Below are 14734 nucleotides of genomic sequence, written 5' to 3'. Positions count from 1 at the left end.
TCGGTGTCGCCGACGAAAGGGGTGTCAGTCCACCAACTGGTCGAGCACAGTGGTGAAGACGTCGCGGTCCACGGTGACCGGGTCTTGGGCGAGCCAGTGCCCGATGTCCTTGACGAACTGCGCCGGGGTCATCGGCACCACCTGCTCGTCAGGTTGCTCGACGGTGGTGATCTCGCCTGCTCGGCTGGGGTAGATCAGCACCGCACCGCGCACCTCGACCTCGGGCAGCAGCGCCTCGAAGTTGGCCACGCCCTCGTTCAGCCGGGTGACGCCACCGCGGAACGGGTGCCCGTTGCGCCACAGCGACCCCTTCTCGTCGGTCGTGTAGTGGCCGGGCAGCCAGCTCTTGGACTCCACGAGCACCAACCGGCGTCCGCACAGCACCGCGTGGTGGACGTCCTCGAACACCGAGTCCGGCCAGGTCAGACCGTGGAAGACCCGCACACCGGGCAACCGGATGAGGTACTTCGCGCACAGCTCGGCGGTGAGCAGCTGGGCCCGCTCGTGCTGGATGTCGGGCAGCCCGAAGATGCGCTGGTTGCCGAACTCGGCGGTGAACATCCGGTGCTCCCGGTGGGCGCCGATGTGGCGGCGCAGGAGCACCACGATCACGACCCCGGAGCTGATCAGCAGTCCCAGCCAAGTGGCCATCAGCACCGCGTTGAGCTCGACGGCCATCCCGGCCAGCAGCAGCAACGACCAGGCGCCGACCAGCGCGAACGTCGGCATCCGGTCCGGGCCGAGAACCGGCAGGTACTGCACTCGCGCCTGCGGGTCGACGCCGTCCCACCAGTCGAGGTCGTCGAGCCGCACCCGCGGCATCCGGGGCACGTAGTCGGGGTCCTCCCCGAAGTCGCGGCCGGGCCGCCTGGTTCCCCCCGGCCGTCGCGGACGCCTCGGCGGAGCGGCCTCTGCCTCGACCGGACGGCGCCGAGCGCTGTCGTAGGAAGCGCGGCGCACCGGGTCGGTGAGCGTCTCGTAGGCCTCCTGGAGGAGCCGGAACGCACCGTCGCTACCCCCGACGTCGGGGTGCATGCTGCGGGCGAGCGTCCGATAAGCCGATTTGATCTCGACCGGTGTCGCGTCGCTCCCCACACCGAGGAGTTCGTAGTAGTCGACCCCGCGCACTACCCTCCCCGCCTCCCGGACCGCGCGGCAACAACGAGCTGCAATGAGAACGCCCGGCAATGATAGGACGTGAGCCGAGATCAAGATCAACCGACCGGCAGGAAATCACCACGAACCGGACCACCAACCGCCCTGCGGGAACGAAAAAACCCGCTGACCTGCTTGGCCAGCGGGCTCTTCCACGCGGATGACCGAGGCGGCGCTCCGCCGCCCCTCCCTTTTGGCCATCCGGGAGCCGGGCTCGGTCCTGGATGGCGCCTGGGACCGGCTCGGCCTGCTGTGCGGTGCGCGACCGCGTAAGTCTGGGTGAGTGCTCGGCGGGCGGGGACCCGTCCGGCATCGCCGTCCACCATAGCCGATGGAGGCCGCGTTGTGGGCGAAATCGACTTCCGAACCGGCGAGCCGTTCGGCCGGATGCGCTGTGGGCGCCCCCTCGGACTGGCCGAGATCACGGGGCGCGACCTTGACGCGATCTGATTCGACGTGCATAAGATCGCCGGTCGAGCCGCTGGCTGAAAGGGTGCAGATGGCTGCGGATCCGCTCGCTCCCGGCGTCTGGGGCGTGGTCGCCACCCCGTTCACCGAGTCCACACAGGACGTCGATCTGGCGTCGCTGGCCACGCTCGTCGGGCACTACCGCCGGATCGGCGTCACCGGGCTGACCGTGCTGGGCGTCTTCGGCGAGGCGGTGCGCCTGTCGGCGGCCGAGAAGCGAGCGGTGCTCGAAGTCGTGGTGGAAACCGTGGACCTGCCGATCGTGGTGGGTGCCTCCAGCACCTCGCCGGCACCCGTGACCGAAGAGGTCGAACTGGCCACCGACGTGGTCGGCGACCGGCTGGCCGGGGCGATGGTGCAGGTCAACACCCCTGACCCGGCGCTGCTGGCCACCCAGCTCAACGCGTTGCACGCGGCGACCGGCGCCGGCCTGGTCGTGCAGGACTACCCGCTGGTCACCGGCGTGTCGATCAGCGCGGTCGACCTGGCCTCGGCGGTCGAGCAGGTCGAATCGGTGGTGGCGGTCAAGGCCGAGGCCCCGCCCACTCCCCCGACGATCGCCACGCTGACCGCGCGCACCGGTGTGCCGGTCTTCGGTGGGCTCGGCGGCGTCGGACTGCTGGACGAGCTGGCCGCGGGCTCGGCGGGAGCGATGACGGGGTTCTCGTTCCCCGAAGGGCTCAAGGCCTGCGTGGACGCGTGGCGGCGAGGTGGCTACCAGGCAGCGCTCGAGGCGTACCTGCGGTACCTGCCGCTGGTGAACTTCGAGGCTCAGGCCCGCATCGGGCTGGCGATCCGCAAGGAGGCGCTGCGCCGGCGGGGCCTCATCGCCGAATCGCGGGTGCGAGCACCTGCGCCCGGCATGCCGGAGAGCCTGGAGAAACAACTGGATCGGCACTTGGCGGCCGTGGAGAACATGGAGAACTGATGGATCTGGGAATCGCCGGCCGCAATGCGCTGGTCTGCGCCTCGACAGGTGGACTGGGTGAGGCGACCGCGCGGGCGCTGGCAGCCGAGGGCGTCAACGTGGTGGTGTCCGGCCGTCGCGGTGAGCGCGCGCAGGCGATCGCCGCCGAACTGCCCGGTGCCACCGGCGTCGAGGTGGACCTGACCGCGCAGGGCGGGGCCGAGAAGCTGCTGTCGGCGGCGCAGGACGCGCTGGGGCAGATCGACATCCTGGTGCTCAACGGCCCCGGGCCGCGCCCGGCCAGCGCCTCCGAGGTCGGTCCGGACGACACCGCCGAGGCGGTGCGGAACCTGCTGCTGGTGCACCAGAAGCTGGTCGGCGGCGTGCTGCCGGGGATGCGGGAGCGCCGTTGGGGCCGGCTGCTGGCGATCGCCTCCAGCGGCGTGGAGGCCCCGATCCCGAACCTCGCGCTGTCCAACATCGGTCGCAGCGCGCTGGCTGCCTACCTGAAGAGCCTGTCCATCGACGTGGCCGACGAGGGAATCACCGCCAACCTGCTGCTGCCGGGCCGGATCGCCACCGACCGCCTGTCGTCGCTGGACGGCGCCACGGCGGAGCGCGAACGCCTGCCGATCGAGGAGGTCCGCGCCCGGGGAGAGTCTGCGATTCCGGCCAAGCGCTACGGCGAGCCCGCCGAATTCGGCGCCACGGCGGCGTTCCTGTGCAGCGCCCACGCCTCCTACATCACCGGGACCGCGATCCGCTGCGACGGGGGCCTCGTCCCCACCTTGTGACACCAGCGATGGCTGCACGAGGCGTGCCGCACGGAACGACGGGAGGTTTCTCCGCGCGACACGCCTCTTCCGCCTCCGGGAGTGTCAGCCGGTGACGGAGTTCAGGGTCGGCAGGTACGCGTTGGCGTGCCCGTCGACATCGGGGTGGAAGGACTCCTGGATCGGGTTGCTCGGCCCGTTGATCCACTCGTCGGAGGCGCACACGCCGTGCCCTTCGAAGGCGCTTCGCGGGTCGGCGAAGGAGAACCCGGCGGCCGAGGCTCGTTCGGAGATCACCGAGGCGAGTTCGTCGGCGCCCTCGTTGATCCGCTGGCGCTTGTACTCGGAGTAGAACGGGATCCCGCAGTCGCCCATCTCGTTGATCTTCGGGTACCCGAGCACCACGACCTCGGCGTTGGGCGCGGCGGAGCGGATGTTGGCGTAGGTGGTGTCGAGCTTGGCCGGCAGCTCGTTGTGGGCCTTCTCGGAGGCGTCGTTGACGGCGTTGTCGCAGCCCTGGTCGGTACCGGCGACGCAGCTGGTGATGACGTCGACGAATCCGATGTCGTTGCCGCCGATGGAGATGGTGACCAGCGTGGTGTCGGCGCTGAGCGAGCCGAGCTGGTCGGCGTTGACGTCGTCGGTGACGGCACCGGAGCAGGCCGCGAACTCGAAGCTGGCGACTCCGTGCGAGTCGGCCCACAACTGCGGATATGCCTTGGGGCTTCGAAGACAACTCCCGCTGTCCTCGAAGTACTCCCGGGTGCCGGTTCCCGAGGCGTAGGAGTCGCCCAGGGCGACGTAGTTCTCGGCGGCGGATGCGGAGTCGGAATCAGCTGCGAAGGCCGGTGCGGCCGTGCCCGAGACGACCGTGCAGGCTGCCACCGCACCGATGAGGTACCTTGCGTGACGCATGTTTTCCTCCGTTCGGAGCGCGAAAAGCTCCTTCATTCAAGGAAGTCCGCGCCGAATTTCGGAGAACTTGGCGAGTACCCGCCAGTAACCGGCTCTCGCGGCAGCTCGAACGTCACACCGGTAGCCGCCATCAGGACAATTCCGGGTTCCGGTTTCGCCGGTTTTCCCAATCCCGGCGGAGCGGCGAGGCCCTGAAAGGGCTCACAAGACGCACGTACGTTTTGTTCGAATTCGTACGATTGCAGCAGGCGCGGCGCCTCACGACCTGGCATAGTCCTATGCCTCCCGGCACCCCATCCCAATCTTTTGAGGAGGGCGTATGACACTCCGGGTTCCCGATCACCACACCGCTTCGGCGGTGCTCTCGCGGGCCATCGCCGCAGTGCCGGAGGCGTTCGACGACGGCGTGCCCCGCAACCTCATCGACCGCCGCTGGCAGGCCGTCGGGGAGCCCGCCCCGCAGGTCACCCCGGTGGACGGCACGGTCTTCTCCCAGCTGCCCAAGATCGACGCCGCGACCGCGCAAGACGCCGTGCGCGCAGCGGCCAGGGCCCACCAGGCGTGGGCGCAGACGACCTTCGAGCAGCGTCGCGAAGCGGTGACCAGCGCGGTCGAGGCCATGTCGCAGGTCCGCGACGACCTCGCACTGCTGCTCGCCTGGGAGATCGGCAAGCCGTGGAAGGCCGCCTGCGCCGACGTCGATCGCTGCCTCGACGGCGTGCGCTGGTACGCCGAGCACACCGAGCAGATGCTCAACCAGGACGTGGAGGGCGCGCCGTACAAGCGCCAGCCGCTGCCCGGCCCGGTGAGCAACATCGCCAGCTGGAACTACCCGATGAGCGTCCTGGTGCACGCCGAGCTGGTGCAGCTGCTCGCCGGCAACGCCGTGATCGCCAAGACACCGACGCAGGGCGGCGCGGTGACGCTCACCGTCGCACACGCGCTGATGGCCCGCGCCGGGCTACCGGCCACGCTGCTGTCCGGGGACGGGTCGGCCCTGTCGGACCCGCTGGTGCGCTCGCCCGAGGTGGGCGCGCTCGCGTTCGTCGGCGGACGATCCAACGGCGGCAAGATCGCCGCGCAGCTGGTCGACACCGGCAAGCGGCACATGCTGGAGCAGGAGGGCCTCAACACCTGGGGCCTGTGGGAGTTCTCCGACTGGGACGGACTGAGCGCGCACCTGCGCAAGGGCTTCGAGTACGCCAAGCAGCGCTGCACCGCCTACCCGCGGTTCGTGGTGCAGCGGAAGCTGGTGGACAAGTTCCTCGCCACCTACCTCCCGGTGGTGCAGTCGGTGCGCTTCGGCCACCCGCTGGCCGGCGAGAACGGCGAGCCGCCCGCGCTGGACTTCGGCCCGCTGATCTCGGCGGCGAAGGCGACCGAGCTGGAAGGCCGGGTCGCCGAGGCGTTGCGCCACGGTGCCGTTCCGCTGCACCACGGCGACCGCTCCCAGGGGCACTTCCTGGAAGGTCAGGACGTCTCCGCCTACGCCGCACCGGTGACGTTGCTGGCGCCGCCGGGCGCCAGCCGGCTCATGCACGAGGAGCCGTTCGGGCCGGTCGACACCATCGTCGTGGTCGACACCGAGGCCGAGCTGCTGGCGCAGATGAACGCCTCCAACGGCGCGCTGGTCGCCACCGTCGCCTGCGACGACGAATCGTTCGCCGCCGAGCTGGCCGAGAGCGTCCAGGCGTTCAAGGTCGGCATCAACAAGCCGCGCTCGCGCGGTGACCGGGACGAGCCGTTCGGCGGCCGGGGCGCGTCGTGGAAGGGCGCGTTCGTCGGGGGCCAGCACCTGGTCCACGCTGTCACCCAGGGGCCTCCGGGAGAGCAGCTCTACGGCAACTTCCCGGGCTACCACCGCTATCCGCAGACCTGATCGCGGCGCGAGCGAACGGGGAACCCCGCTGCGGCGGGGTTCCCCGTTCGTCATCGGTGGGAGGCCGGCGCGATCACCAGGGTTCGCCGGGGCGGGGGTCGCAGGTGAGCGGCATGCTGCGGTCGAGGGCGGCCCCGGCCGGGTAGTAGTAGATCCAGCCGTCCTCGTCGGGCGTCGGGTGGATCCCGGTGGGCGTGAGAGCCCTGGTCGGCGCGGGCCAGGGCTTCCAGCCCCGCGCTTCGTAGAAGGGGCGGCCGGCTTCGCTGGCGCCGAGGGCGCCGAGGTCGTAGGCCGCGCGGATCATGCGCTCGACCTCGGCCATGAGGGCGGCGCCGATGCCCTGGCCCTGGCGGTCTCCTCGCACCGCGACGCCCTCCACGTAACCGGTGCGCAGGGCGCGGTCGCCGAGCAGCAGGCGCCGCATCACGAGCGCGGCGTGCCCGACCAGTTCATCACCCTCCCAGGCGAGCACGTGCATGCCGCCGAGGCAGTGCTCCCAGTCGGCTTCGGTCATGGCGTCGTCCTCGATGAAGACGTCCCACAGCAGCCCGCGCGCCGCGCGCAGGCTCGCCACGTCGAGATCCGCGGTGTGCGCTGTCCGCAATTCGGCCATGCGGCACATGATGGCAGGAATCAGGCGACCGGGGGCTCTTTCGCGGACGTCCGGATCAGGTTCTCGGCGAGCTCGCTGGCGTTGCGCCCGCACATCCGCCCCTGGCAGGACCCCAGTCCGACGCGGCAGGACAGGTTCAGCGAGCTCGCGTCGCGCTGGGCGGGCGCGCTGTCCCGAAGGGCCTGGTAGGGAACCTCTTCGCAGCGGCAGACGACGGTCTGCGGGGTGAGCCACTCGTTCCAGTCCTCACCGATGCGGGTCGCCGACGCCATCGCCCTGCCGAAGCGCTGTCCACATCGGACGACGAGCATGGCTCGGCGAGCGGATTTTTCGACCTCGCGCCACGCGGCCGCCTCGACGTGCACCGCTGCGGCGAGGCCCGCGACGGCGCCCTCGGCCGCTGCGGCTCGGGCTCCGGCGATGCCGGTGGCCTCACCAGCCGCGAACACCCACGGCGTCGAGCTCCGCTGCGCTCCGTCGACCCGCACGAAGCCGTCCTCGATCGCGCAACCCGCCGCTCTCGCGAGTTCCAGGCGCGGTTCCAGGCCGTGGGCGACGCAGATCGCGTCCACCGGGATCCTCCGGTGCGTGCCCGGGACCGGCCGCCACCGCGCGTCGAGCTTGGCGACCACGGCTTCCTTGACCCGTTCCTCGCCGACCGCCGCCACGACACCGGCCCGGGTGCGGAACTGCGTGTTGCCGACGAGCCTGCGCAGGTAACCGGCGAACCCGGCGAGCTTGTCCCACTGCCCGGCCAGATCCGGTGCTCGCCGCAACCAGGCCGCCGGGCTCCCCGCGTCGAGCACGGCCACCACGTCGGCTCCCACACCCAGCAGCGATTCGGTGACCGGCAGCAGCAGCGGCCCGGTTCCCGCGACCAGCACCCGACTTCCCACCGCGATCCGCTGGCCACTCGCCAGCGCGTGCGCGGCCCCAGCGGTGAACACGCCGGGCAGCTCCCAGCCCGGGAACGGCAGCACCCGGTCGTGCGCTCCGGTGGCCAGCACCAGCGCGTCGGCGTGGGCGGTCTCCCCCGCGCCCCCGGGGCCGGTGGTCACGTGGACGTCGTGCCCGTCCAGCGATCTCACGCCGCCGGACAACCGCCGGATGCGCGGGTGCGCGCCGACCTCCTCGGCGAGGGTCGTGACACTCCCCTGCCCTCGCCGGATCCGCTGCGGTTGGGCGAGGCCGAACTGCTCGGGCGGGGCCTGGTGGTACTTCCCGCCCAGTGCGGTCGAGGAGTCGACGAGCAGCACCTCGGCCCCGGCTCGGGCTGCGTTCAGGGCGGCGGTCATGCCGGCCGGGCCCGCACCCACGACGACGACGCTCATCCCCGCTCCTCCCTGCCGCGGGTGCTGATCACGTCGCCGGGTTCGACCGACCGCAGGCAGGCGCGAACGCCCGGGGTTCCGTTGACCAGCAGCACGCATTCGGCGCACACGCCGATCCCGCAGAACAGCCCGCGCCTCCGGCCACGACCGCCGGATTCGCGCCACGAGGTCAACCCCAGCGACATCAGCACGGCGGCGACCGTCTGCCCGGCGTGCGCGGTGATCCGGCGTCCGTCCACCTCGACGGCGAAGCTGGCCTGGTAGCGCGGTTGCGCGGGGTCCAGGTGGGCGGGCAGCAGGTACGGTCCGGTCAACAGCCGCCCACCTCCTGGATCTGCACCGGCACGGCGCTCTCACCCGGTGCCCGGTGCGCTCGGTTCCCGATCGAACCGACAGGAGAAATTGAACTGCCCCAGAACAGATCGCGCATCAATCCATTGATGTAGGCCCGTCAGACATGGGACTGATGCGCGAGAACAGCCGTCCCCGGCAGCCACCGCCTGCGCTGCGGTGCTGCCGGGGACGGCCTCTTCCCTCTCCCGATGGCTTGAGATCTACGGCTGCGGGAACTGCGCCGCGTAGGTCTTCACGGCGTTGGCGATGGCCGCGAAGTTGCGTTCCAGGGCTTGGGCGTCGACGTTCTCGACGGTGTCGCAGGCCTGGTGGTAGCAGGCGTCGAACGCCTCACCGGCCTGGCCGCCCCACTTCTCGGCCTGCTCCGGGCTCTTGGTCTGCTCCGCGCCGGTGAAGGTGCCACCGGCTGGGATACCGACCTCGATGAACGGACCGTAGTCGGAGCGACCGTCGAAATCGGTGCCCTCGGCGGGCGCACCGGCCGCACCCAGCGAGTCGTTGAGCAGCTTCTCGATCTGCGCCGAGCCCTCCGGGCCCGGACCGGCGCCGACGCCGTCGGAGTCGTCGCCGTCGTAGGTGAAGTAGCCGGCGTTGGGCGAGCCGACCATGTCGAAGTTCAGGTAGGCGGCGATCTTCCCGCGCTCGGCCTCCGGCAGCGTCTCCACGTAGTGGGTGGAGCCCACCAGGCCCTCTTCCTCCGCGCCCCAGAAGGCGAAGCGGAGCTTGTTGGTCGGCGTGTCACCGCCGGCCGCGTAGTCGAGCGCGGCCTGCAGGATCGCGGCCGAACCGGTTCCGTTGTCGTTGATCCCCGGCCCCTCGCCCACGCTGTCCAGGTGGGCGCCGAACATGACGACCTTGTTGGCGTCGCCACCCGGCGTTTCGGCGATCAGGTTGTAGGTGGGACCGCCGAGGGAGTCGAACTCCTGGACCGACGTGGTGAAACCGGCTTCGTCGAGCTTGCCCTTGATGTAGTCCAGGGAAGCCTGGTAGCCGGGCGTGCCGGCGGCTCGGTTCCCGCCGTTGGCACCGGCGATGTTCTGCAGTTCCTGCAGGTGGTCCTGCACGGCCATGGCACCGGCGCGTGCGCTGTTGTCGGCAACGGCCGCGGTGGGCAGCACCAGCGCTGCGGCCGCCGCGAGCGCGGCAGCGGTGGCGAGCATCGGGCGGTTCGGCATCTCCGCGATCCCCTTCGTCGATGTCGGAGTCGATCTCGATCGATCGCGTATTCGCCAGGCGAACGTATCGGCGGAAATCACGAGGGAGACCGTTTTGACCAAAAGTCGCCTCAGCAACACGTTTTTCCCGTATTCGCGGCGGGATTTCACGGTTGCGGAGCACAACCGGACGCTCGGTGCGCTCGGCCCGATCGGGGCTCGCGTTGTTCTCCCGGCGGTGCTGAGGCAAGCTGGGGCGACACCCCACTACCCCATGGAGGTACCGCACGTGGAACAGGTGGTCCTGCTCGACGAAGCCGGCCAGGCGATTGGCGTCGAGGACAAGGCGACCGTGCACCACCAGGAGACGCCGCTGCACCTGGCGTTCTCCTGCTACGTGTTCAACGACCACGGCGAATTCCTGCTCACCCAGCGGGCGCACCACAAGCGGACCTTCCCGAGCGTGTGGACCAACACCTGCTGCGGGCACCCGGCTCCGGAGGAGGAGATGAAGGCCGCCATCACCCGCCGGCTCGGTGAAGAGCTCGGCCTGGAGGTGCGCGGGCTCGAACTGGCGCTGCCCGCGTTCCGCTATCAGGCCACAATGGACAACGGGGTCATGGAGAACGAGATGTGCCCTGTGTTCGTCGCTTTCACCGACAGCACCCCCGCGCCGAACCCGGACGAGGTCGCCTCGACTCGGTGGTTGGGTTGGAAGGAGTTCAGCACCGGGGTCCTCTCCGGTGACACCGAGGTCTCCCCCTGGTGCGCGCTGCAGGTGCGCGAGCTCACCGAGCTGGGGCCCGAACCCGCGCAGTGGCCCATCGGCACCCCGGCGAACCTCCCGCCGGCGGCCCGCGTGGCCTGAGAACCGCGCAAAGCCGAGCGGCCCCGGGACTCGGCTGAGTCCCGGGCCGCTCGGCGAGCGCTACTCGGCCCGTGCGAGCGAGGTGAGGTCGCGCGACCAGCTCCACTCGCCGGGTTCGGGCGCACCGACCAGCTTCATGCCCGCGCTCCGCAGCGTCCGGGAGATCGCGGTGTTGTCTACGTGGGTGTGCGCGGTGAGCGTCGTGATCCCCAGCTCAGCGGCCTGGTCGACGATGTGCTGGGCGAGCACCGCACCGACGCCCCGGCGCTGCCAGTCGTCGCGCACCAGCAGGGCGAGCTCGCCGCTGTCGCCGTCGTACATCAGGTTCCCCATCCCCAAAACCTCGCCCTGCGGTCCGAGCGCCAGCGTGGAGCGCCCCAGCGCCGGAGTCAGGAGGCGTCGCAGCCCGCGTTCGCCCGGGGCCGGTCCGGGGCTGAAGTAGCGGCGGAACCGCGCCGCGCTGGAGCAGCGCTCGTGGAACTCAGCGACCAGGTCGAGGTCGGCGCGATCGGCCGGGCGCAGGGTCAGCTCGATCCCGCCGGGTGTGGTCGCGGTCCGCTCCGTCGGCCGAACGCGGGCGCGGCAGCTGGTGACCAGGTCGACCAGTGCGCGGGAGCGGGCGAACTCGGCGGGGGTGAACGCGCCTCCGGGCCGGGTCAGCACGAGGAACCCGCCGCCGGGTTCGGCCAGGCACAGCGCATCCTCGGTGAAGACCCCGGCTTCCATAGACGGCTCGGGTTCCTCCTGCCAGCGCACGTCGACGTGCCCCAGCAGCGAGCGCAGACCCCGCACCAGGTCGGTCCGGCCGTTGACCAGGTCGTTGGCGAGGGTGGCGGTGCGGGTGGGCACGTCGTCGAGCTCGCGGACATCGGCCCGCGAGGCGGTCACGTCGTAGCCGCCGGCGCTCTCCACCGCGCCGACCAGGTCGGCGTGCCGGATCCGAGTGGGGACGTGCAGCAGCACCTCGTCGACCGCCCCGTCCGCGACCGGGTGCACCTGCATGGTGCGGATGTCGCCGCCGAGCGCCGCCAGCGCCCCGGCCAGCTTCGCCAGGCGGCCGGGCGTGTCGGTGACGCGAGCCCGCAGCCGCCACAGGTTCTGCGGGACGAACGCCACCTCGGACGGGACCGGTTCCGTACCGTCCTCGGCCGTGACGGTCCCGCGGCGCGACCACCACCGCGCGGCACCCGCCACCAGCAGGGCCGCTCCGAGGGACATCAGCACCAGCGTCGCGGCGGAGTGGCTGCGCACGCCGGTGACGACGAGGTTCGCCGCGCCTGCGACCAGCAACAGCGCGGCCAGCTCGATGATCTCGCGGGTCCAGTCCCCGTGGGCTCGACGGTGCTCGCTGGGAGTCATGCCCCCATGCTTCAGGCACCACGTTTCACCGGGACGAACCCGGATCACACCGGTGTTAACAGCCGGGCATCACACCGAGCGGTGCACGCGCGAGCATCAGCGAACCGATTGGCCGTAGCCCGCGAAGAGGGTCGCACAGTGGGCGAGCTCTTCGTCGGAGAGCACGGCCGGGTCGCCGAGCTTGGCCGCCGTGAGCCAGAGCTCGCAGAGCCATTCGAGCTGCCGGGCCCGGTTGTAGGCCTTGGTGAGGCTGTTGCCGATGGTGACCGTGCCGTGGTTGCGGAGGATGCAGCCGTTGCGGTCGCGCAGCGCCTCGGACATCGACACTGCGAGGGCGTCGGTGCCGAAGGTGGCGTAGTCGGCGACGCGCACGGCACCGCCGTAGTCGGCCAGCTGGTAGTGCACGGCCGGGACCTCGTCGCGCAGCAGCGACAGCGCCGTGGCGTGCAGCGAGTGGGTGTGCACGACCGCGCCCGCGTCGTGCTCCACGTAGGCGGTGAGGTGCATCGGCAGTTCGGAGGTGGGCTTGAGCTCGCCCTCCACGACCTCACCGCTGAGGTCGACCAGCGGGATGTCCACCGGCCGCAGCTCGTCGTACTCCACGCCCGAGGGCGTGACCGCGACGAGGTCGCCGCTGCGCACCGACACGTTGCCGGAGGTTCCCACCACCAGCCGGTCGGAGGTCATCCGCCGCGCGATGTCGATGACCTCGCCGCGCTGCTCGGCCAAACGCAATGCGCTCATCCCTTCCCGCTCAACAGGCCACCCCGGTGCCCTCGTAGCCGTCGATCGCCGCGACCTTCTCGGCCGAGGCCGAACTCGTGTCGAAACGGTAGTCGAGCCACTCACCGGCGAGCTTGCGGGCCAGTTCGAGCCCGATCACGCGCTGCCCGAAGCACAGCACCTGCGCGTTGTTGCTCAGCACCGACCGCTCGACCGAGTAGCTGTCGTGCGCGGTGACAGCCCTGATCCCGGGCACCTTGTTGGCGCTGATGGCCACGCCGAGCCCGGTCCCGCACACCAGAAGCGCCCGGTCGGCCGACCCCTCGGCGACCAACCGGGCGGCCTGGACCGCCACGTGCGGGTAAGCGGTGTGCTCGTCGTTGCCGACACCGACATCGACGACGGAGGCGACCCGGGAGTCGTTCTCCAAGTCCTTCTTCAGCGCGTTCTTGTACTCCAGCCCGGCGTCGTCGGATCCGACGACGATGCGGTACGGCTCTTCGCTCACTGGTCCTCTCCCCCTTCGCGGTGTTCGCCGATCAGCTCCCCGACCCGGGTGAGCACGAGCGCCAGCGACGTCGCGCCCGGGTCCGGTGTTCCCACGCTGCGTTCGGCCAGCGGCCTGGCCCGGCCCGTCCGGGGCCGCAGTTCCGCGGTGGCGGTGGCCGCCTTGGTCGCCACCGCAGCCGCGCGACGCCACGCCGCGGCGGCGCCGCTGCCCTCGTCGACCGCGCCGCGGAGCTCGTCGGCGAACGGCACCAGAGCGTCGACCAGGGTCTTGTCGCCGAGTTCGGCGCGTCCGAGGCGTTGCACCGAGGCCAGCGCGGCCGCGGCACCGGCCACCAGGTCGGCCGCGCGAGCCTCGCGGTCGTCGGGCAGCAGGTCGCCGAAGGAGCGCAGCGCGGCTCCCCACAGCACTCCCGAAGTCCCGCCGGCCTTCGACGCCCACGCGTCGCCGGCCGCCAGCAGCACGGCTGCGGGACCGACGCCCTGGGCCGCTGCGGCCACGGCGGCGTCGACCGCCGCCGAGCTGCCGCGCGTCATGCCGCGTCCGTGGTCACCGTCGCCCGCGATGGCGTCGAGGCGCCCGAGCTCGTCCTCGTTGTCGCGCAACAGGTCTGCGACCGCGCGCAACGACGCGACCACCTCGGCGGCCGTGGCCTGCCCCTGCTCCGGTGCGACCACGACCTCCGGTTCGGCCACCACCGGGTCCTCGACCTCGACGTCCGATGTGGACGGTTCGACGACTCCCCTGCGGTAGGCGGGAGTGTCGGCCGGGGCCAGCCAGAGCCGTTCGAGCTCGTCGTCCAGCCAGGTCAGGGTCAGCGAGCAGCCGGCCATGTCCAGGCTGGTCACCAGCTCGCCCACCTCCGGGGCCACGACCTCGACACCGGCTTCGGCCAGCAGCCGCGACGCGGTTCCCCACACCACGAACAGTTCCTCGTACTTGGTGGCACCGAGCCCGTTGAGGATCGCCGTGACCCGACCACCTCCGGCCGGGGCCTCGGCCAGCAGGCCGTCCACCAGGGTCTTCGCCAGCTCCGACGCCGAGGGCATGGGGGTCTCGGACACGCCGGGCTCGCCGTGGATGCCCAGGCCCAGGCCCATCCGGCCTTCGGGCACCTCGAACAGCGGGTGGTCCTGGCCGGGCAGCGTGCAGCCGTCGAAGGCGACTCCGAGGCTGCGGGTGCGCGCGTTGGCGTGCTCGGCGACGCGCACCACCTCGTCGAAGTCGTAGCCCTCCTCGGCCGCCGCGGAGGCGACCTTGAACACCACGAAGTCGCCCACCACGCCGCGCCGCTTGGCCTGCTCCTCGGTGGGAGCGCTGGCGACGTCGTCGGTGACGACCACGTTGTGCGCGCGGGTTCCCTCGCGTCGCAGGCGTTCCACGGCGAGCCCGAAGTTCATGTTGTCGCCGGCGTAGTTGCCGAAGGAGAACACCACTCCAGCGCCTCGGTCGGCCGCGCGCGCCACGGAGTAGGCGTCGGCGGCCGAGGGCGAGGTGAAGATGTTGCCGATCACCGCACCGTCGGCGAAACCGGGCCCGACGACCCCGCAGAACGCCGGGTAGTGGCCGGATCCGCCGCCGGTGACCACGGCGACCTTGCCCGGCCGGGCCGGTCGGGAGCGCACCACGCCGCCGGGGACGCGGCGCACGTGATCGGGGTGCGCGGCCACGAAACCGGTGACCATGTCCTCGGTGAAAGTGGCCGGATCATCGTACAAGCGCGTCAC

General features: G+C 71.2%; 14 protein-coding genes. 4 read left to right on the top strand and 10 right to left on the bottom strand.

Annotated features, from left to right (window positions below):
* Window positions 1-24: 24 nt before the first annotated feature.
* Window positions 25-1128, bottom strand: a complete 1104-nt coding sequence (locus KBO27_RS26995) for a J domain-containing protein (RefSeq protein WP_210972667.1) — start codon at window positions 1126-1128, stop codon at window positions 25-27.
* Between the two features lie 526 nt (window positions 1129-1654).
* Between KBO27_RS26995 and KBO27_RS26990 the strand changes: the two genes are divergently transcribed.
* Both KBO27_RS26990 and KBO27_RS26985 read left to right on the top strand, forming a co-directional pair.
* Window positions 1655-2551 (top strand): dihydrodipicolinate synthase family protein, encoded by an 897-nt coding sequence (locus KBO27_RS26990; RefSeq protein ID WP_210972666.1) that lies wholly within the window; start codon window positions 1655-1657, stop codon window positions 2549-2551.
* A complete protein-coding gene (locus tag KBO27_RS26985; protein WP_210972665.1) occupies window positions 2551-3324 on the top strand; it encodes an SDR family oxidoreductase in 774 nt (257 codons plus the stop codon). Before KBO27_RS26990 ends, KBO27_RS26985 begins: the two co-directional genes overlap by 1 nt.
* 84 nt (window positions 3325-3408) lie before the next feature.
* On the opposite strand, the gene KBO27_RS26980 is transcribed toward KBO27_RS26985, so the two are convergent.
* Entirely contained in the window at window positions 3409-4218 is an 810-nt protein-coding gene (locus KBO27_RS26980) for an SGNH/GDSL hydrolase family protein (protein ID WP_210972664.1), read from the bottom strand.
* A gap of 319 nt (window positions 4219-4537) precedes the next feature.
* On the opposite strand from KBO27_RS26980, the gene KBO27_RS26975 reads away from it, so the two are divergent.
* Window positions 4538-6097: an aldehyde dehydrogenase family protein gene (locus KBO27_RS26975; RefSeq protein WP_210972663.1), complete on the top strand. Its 1560-nt coding sequence runs from the start codon at window positions 4538-4540 to the stop codon at window positions 6095-6097.
* A gap of 73 nt (window positions 6098-6170) precedes the next feature.
* Here KBO27_RS26975 and KBO27_RS26970 read toward each other — a convergent pair whose 3' ends face one another.
* The 4 genes from KBO27_RS26970 to KBO27_RS26955 form a co-directional block, all read right to left on the bottom strand.
* Window positions 6171-6710: a GNAT family N-acetyltransferase gene (locus KBO27_RS26970; RefSeq protein ID WP_210972662.1), complete on the bottom strand. Its 540-nt coding sequence runs from the start codon at window positions 6708-6710 to the stop codon at window positions 6171-6173.
* Window positions 6711-6730: 20 nt separating this feature from the next.
* Window positions 6731-8041: an FAD-dependent oxidoreductase gene (locus KBO27_RS26965; RefSeq protein WP_210972661.1), complete on the bottom strand. Its 1311-nt coding sequence runs from the start codon at window positions 8039-8041 to the stop codon at window positions 6731-6733.
* Complete coding sequence (locus KBO27_RS26960) at window positions 8038-8355, bottom strand: (2Fe-2S)-binding protein (protein ID WP_210972660.1); 318 nt, start codon at window positions 8353-8355, stop codon at window positions 8038-8040. Before KBO27_RS26960 ends, KBO27_RS26965 begins: the two co-directional genes overlap by 4 nt.
* 240 nt (window positions 8356-8595) lie before the next feature.
* Window positions 8596-9570, bottom strand: a complete 975-nt coding sequence (locus KBO27_RS26955) for a M28 family metallopeptidase (RefSeq protein WP_246538133.1) — start codon at window positions 9568-9570, stop codon at window positions 8596-8598.
* Between the two features lie 268 nt (window positions 9571-9838).
* Between KBO27_RS26955 and idi the strand changes: the two genes are divergently transcribed.
* Window positions 9839-10417 carry an isopentenyl-diphosphate Delta-isomerase gene (gene idi, locus KBO27_RS26950; RefSeq protein ID WP_210972659.1) on the top strand — a complete coding sequence of 193 codons (579 nt, stop codon included), beginning with the start codon at window positions 9839-9841 and terminating at the stop codon, window positions 10415-10417.
* A 60-nt stretch (window positions 10418-10477) separates the two neighbouring features.
* Here idi and KBO27_RS26945 read toward each other — a convergent pair whose 3' ends face one another.
* From KBO27_RS26945 to KBO27_RS26930, 4 genes are all read right to left on the bottom strand, one after another.
* Window positions 10478-11776, bottom strand: coding sequence for a GNAT family N-acetyltransferase (locus KBO27_RS26945; protein ID WP_210972658.1), 1299 nt, complete (start codon window positions 11774-11776; stop codon window positions 10478-10480).
* A 96-nt stretch (window positions 11777-11872) separates the two neighbouring features.
* Window positions 11873-12520, bottom strand: coding sequence for a class II aldolase/adducin family protein (locus tag KBO27_RS26940; protein WP_210972657.1), 648 nt, complete (start codon window positions 12518-12520; stop codon window positions 11873-11875).
* A gap of 10 nt (window positions 12521-12530) precedes the next feature.
* Window positions 12531-13007: a ribose-5-phosphate isomerase gene (locus tag KBO27_RS26935; protein ID WP_132685848.1), complete on the bottom strand. Its 477-nt coding sequence runs from the start codon at window positions 13005-13007 to the stop codon at window positions 12531-12533.
* On the bottom strand, window positions 13004-14734 hold the full coding sequence (locus KBO27_RS26930) for a dihydroxyacetone kinase family protein (protein WP_210972656.1): 1731 nt from the start codon (window positions 14732-14734) through the stop codon (window positions 13004-13006). Before KBO27_RS26930 ends, KBO27_RS26935 begins: the two co-directional genes overlap by 4 nt.

It is taken from the genome of Saccharopolyspora endophytica (assembly GCF_018070075.1).
Classification (GTDB): domain Bacteria; phylum Actinomycetota; class Actinomycetes; order Mycobacteriales; family Pseudonocardiaceae; genus Saccharopolyspora; species Saccharopolyspora endophytica.
Note: the sequence above shows the minus strand (reverse complement) of the source record. Positions and strands in the feature narration are given on the sequence as shown.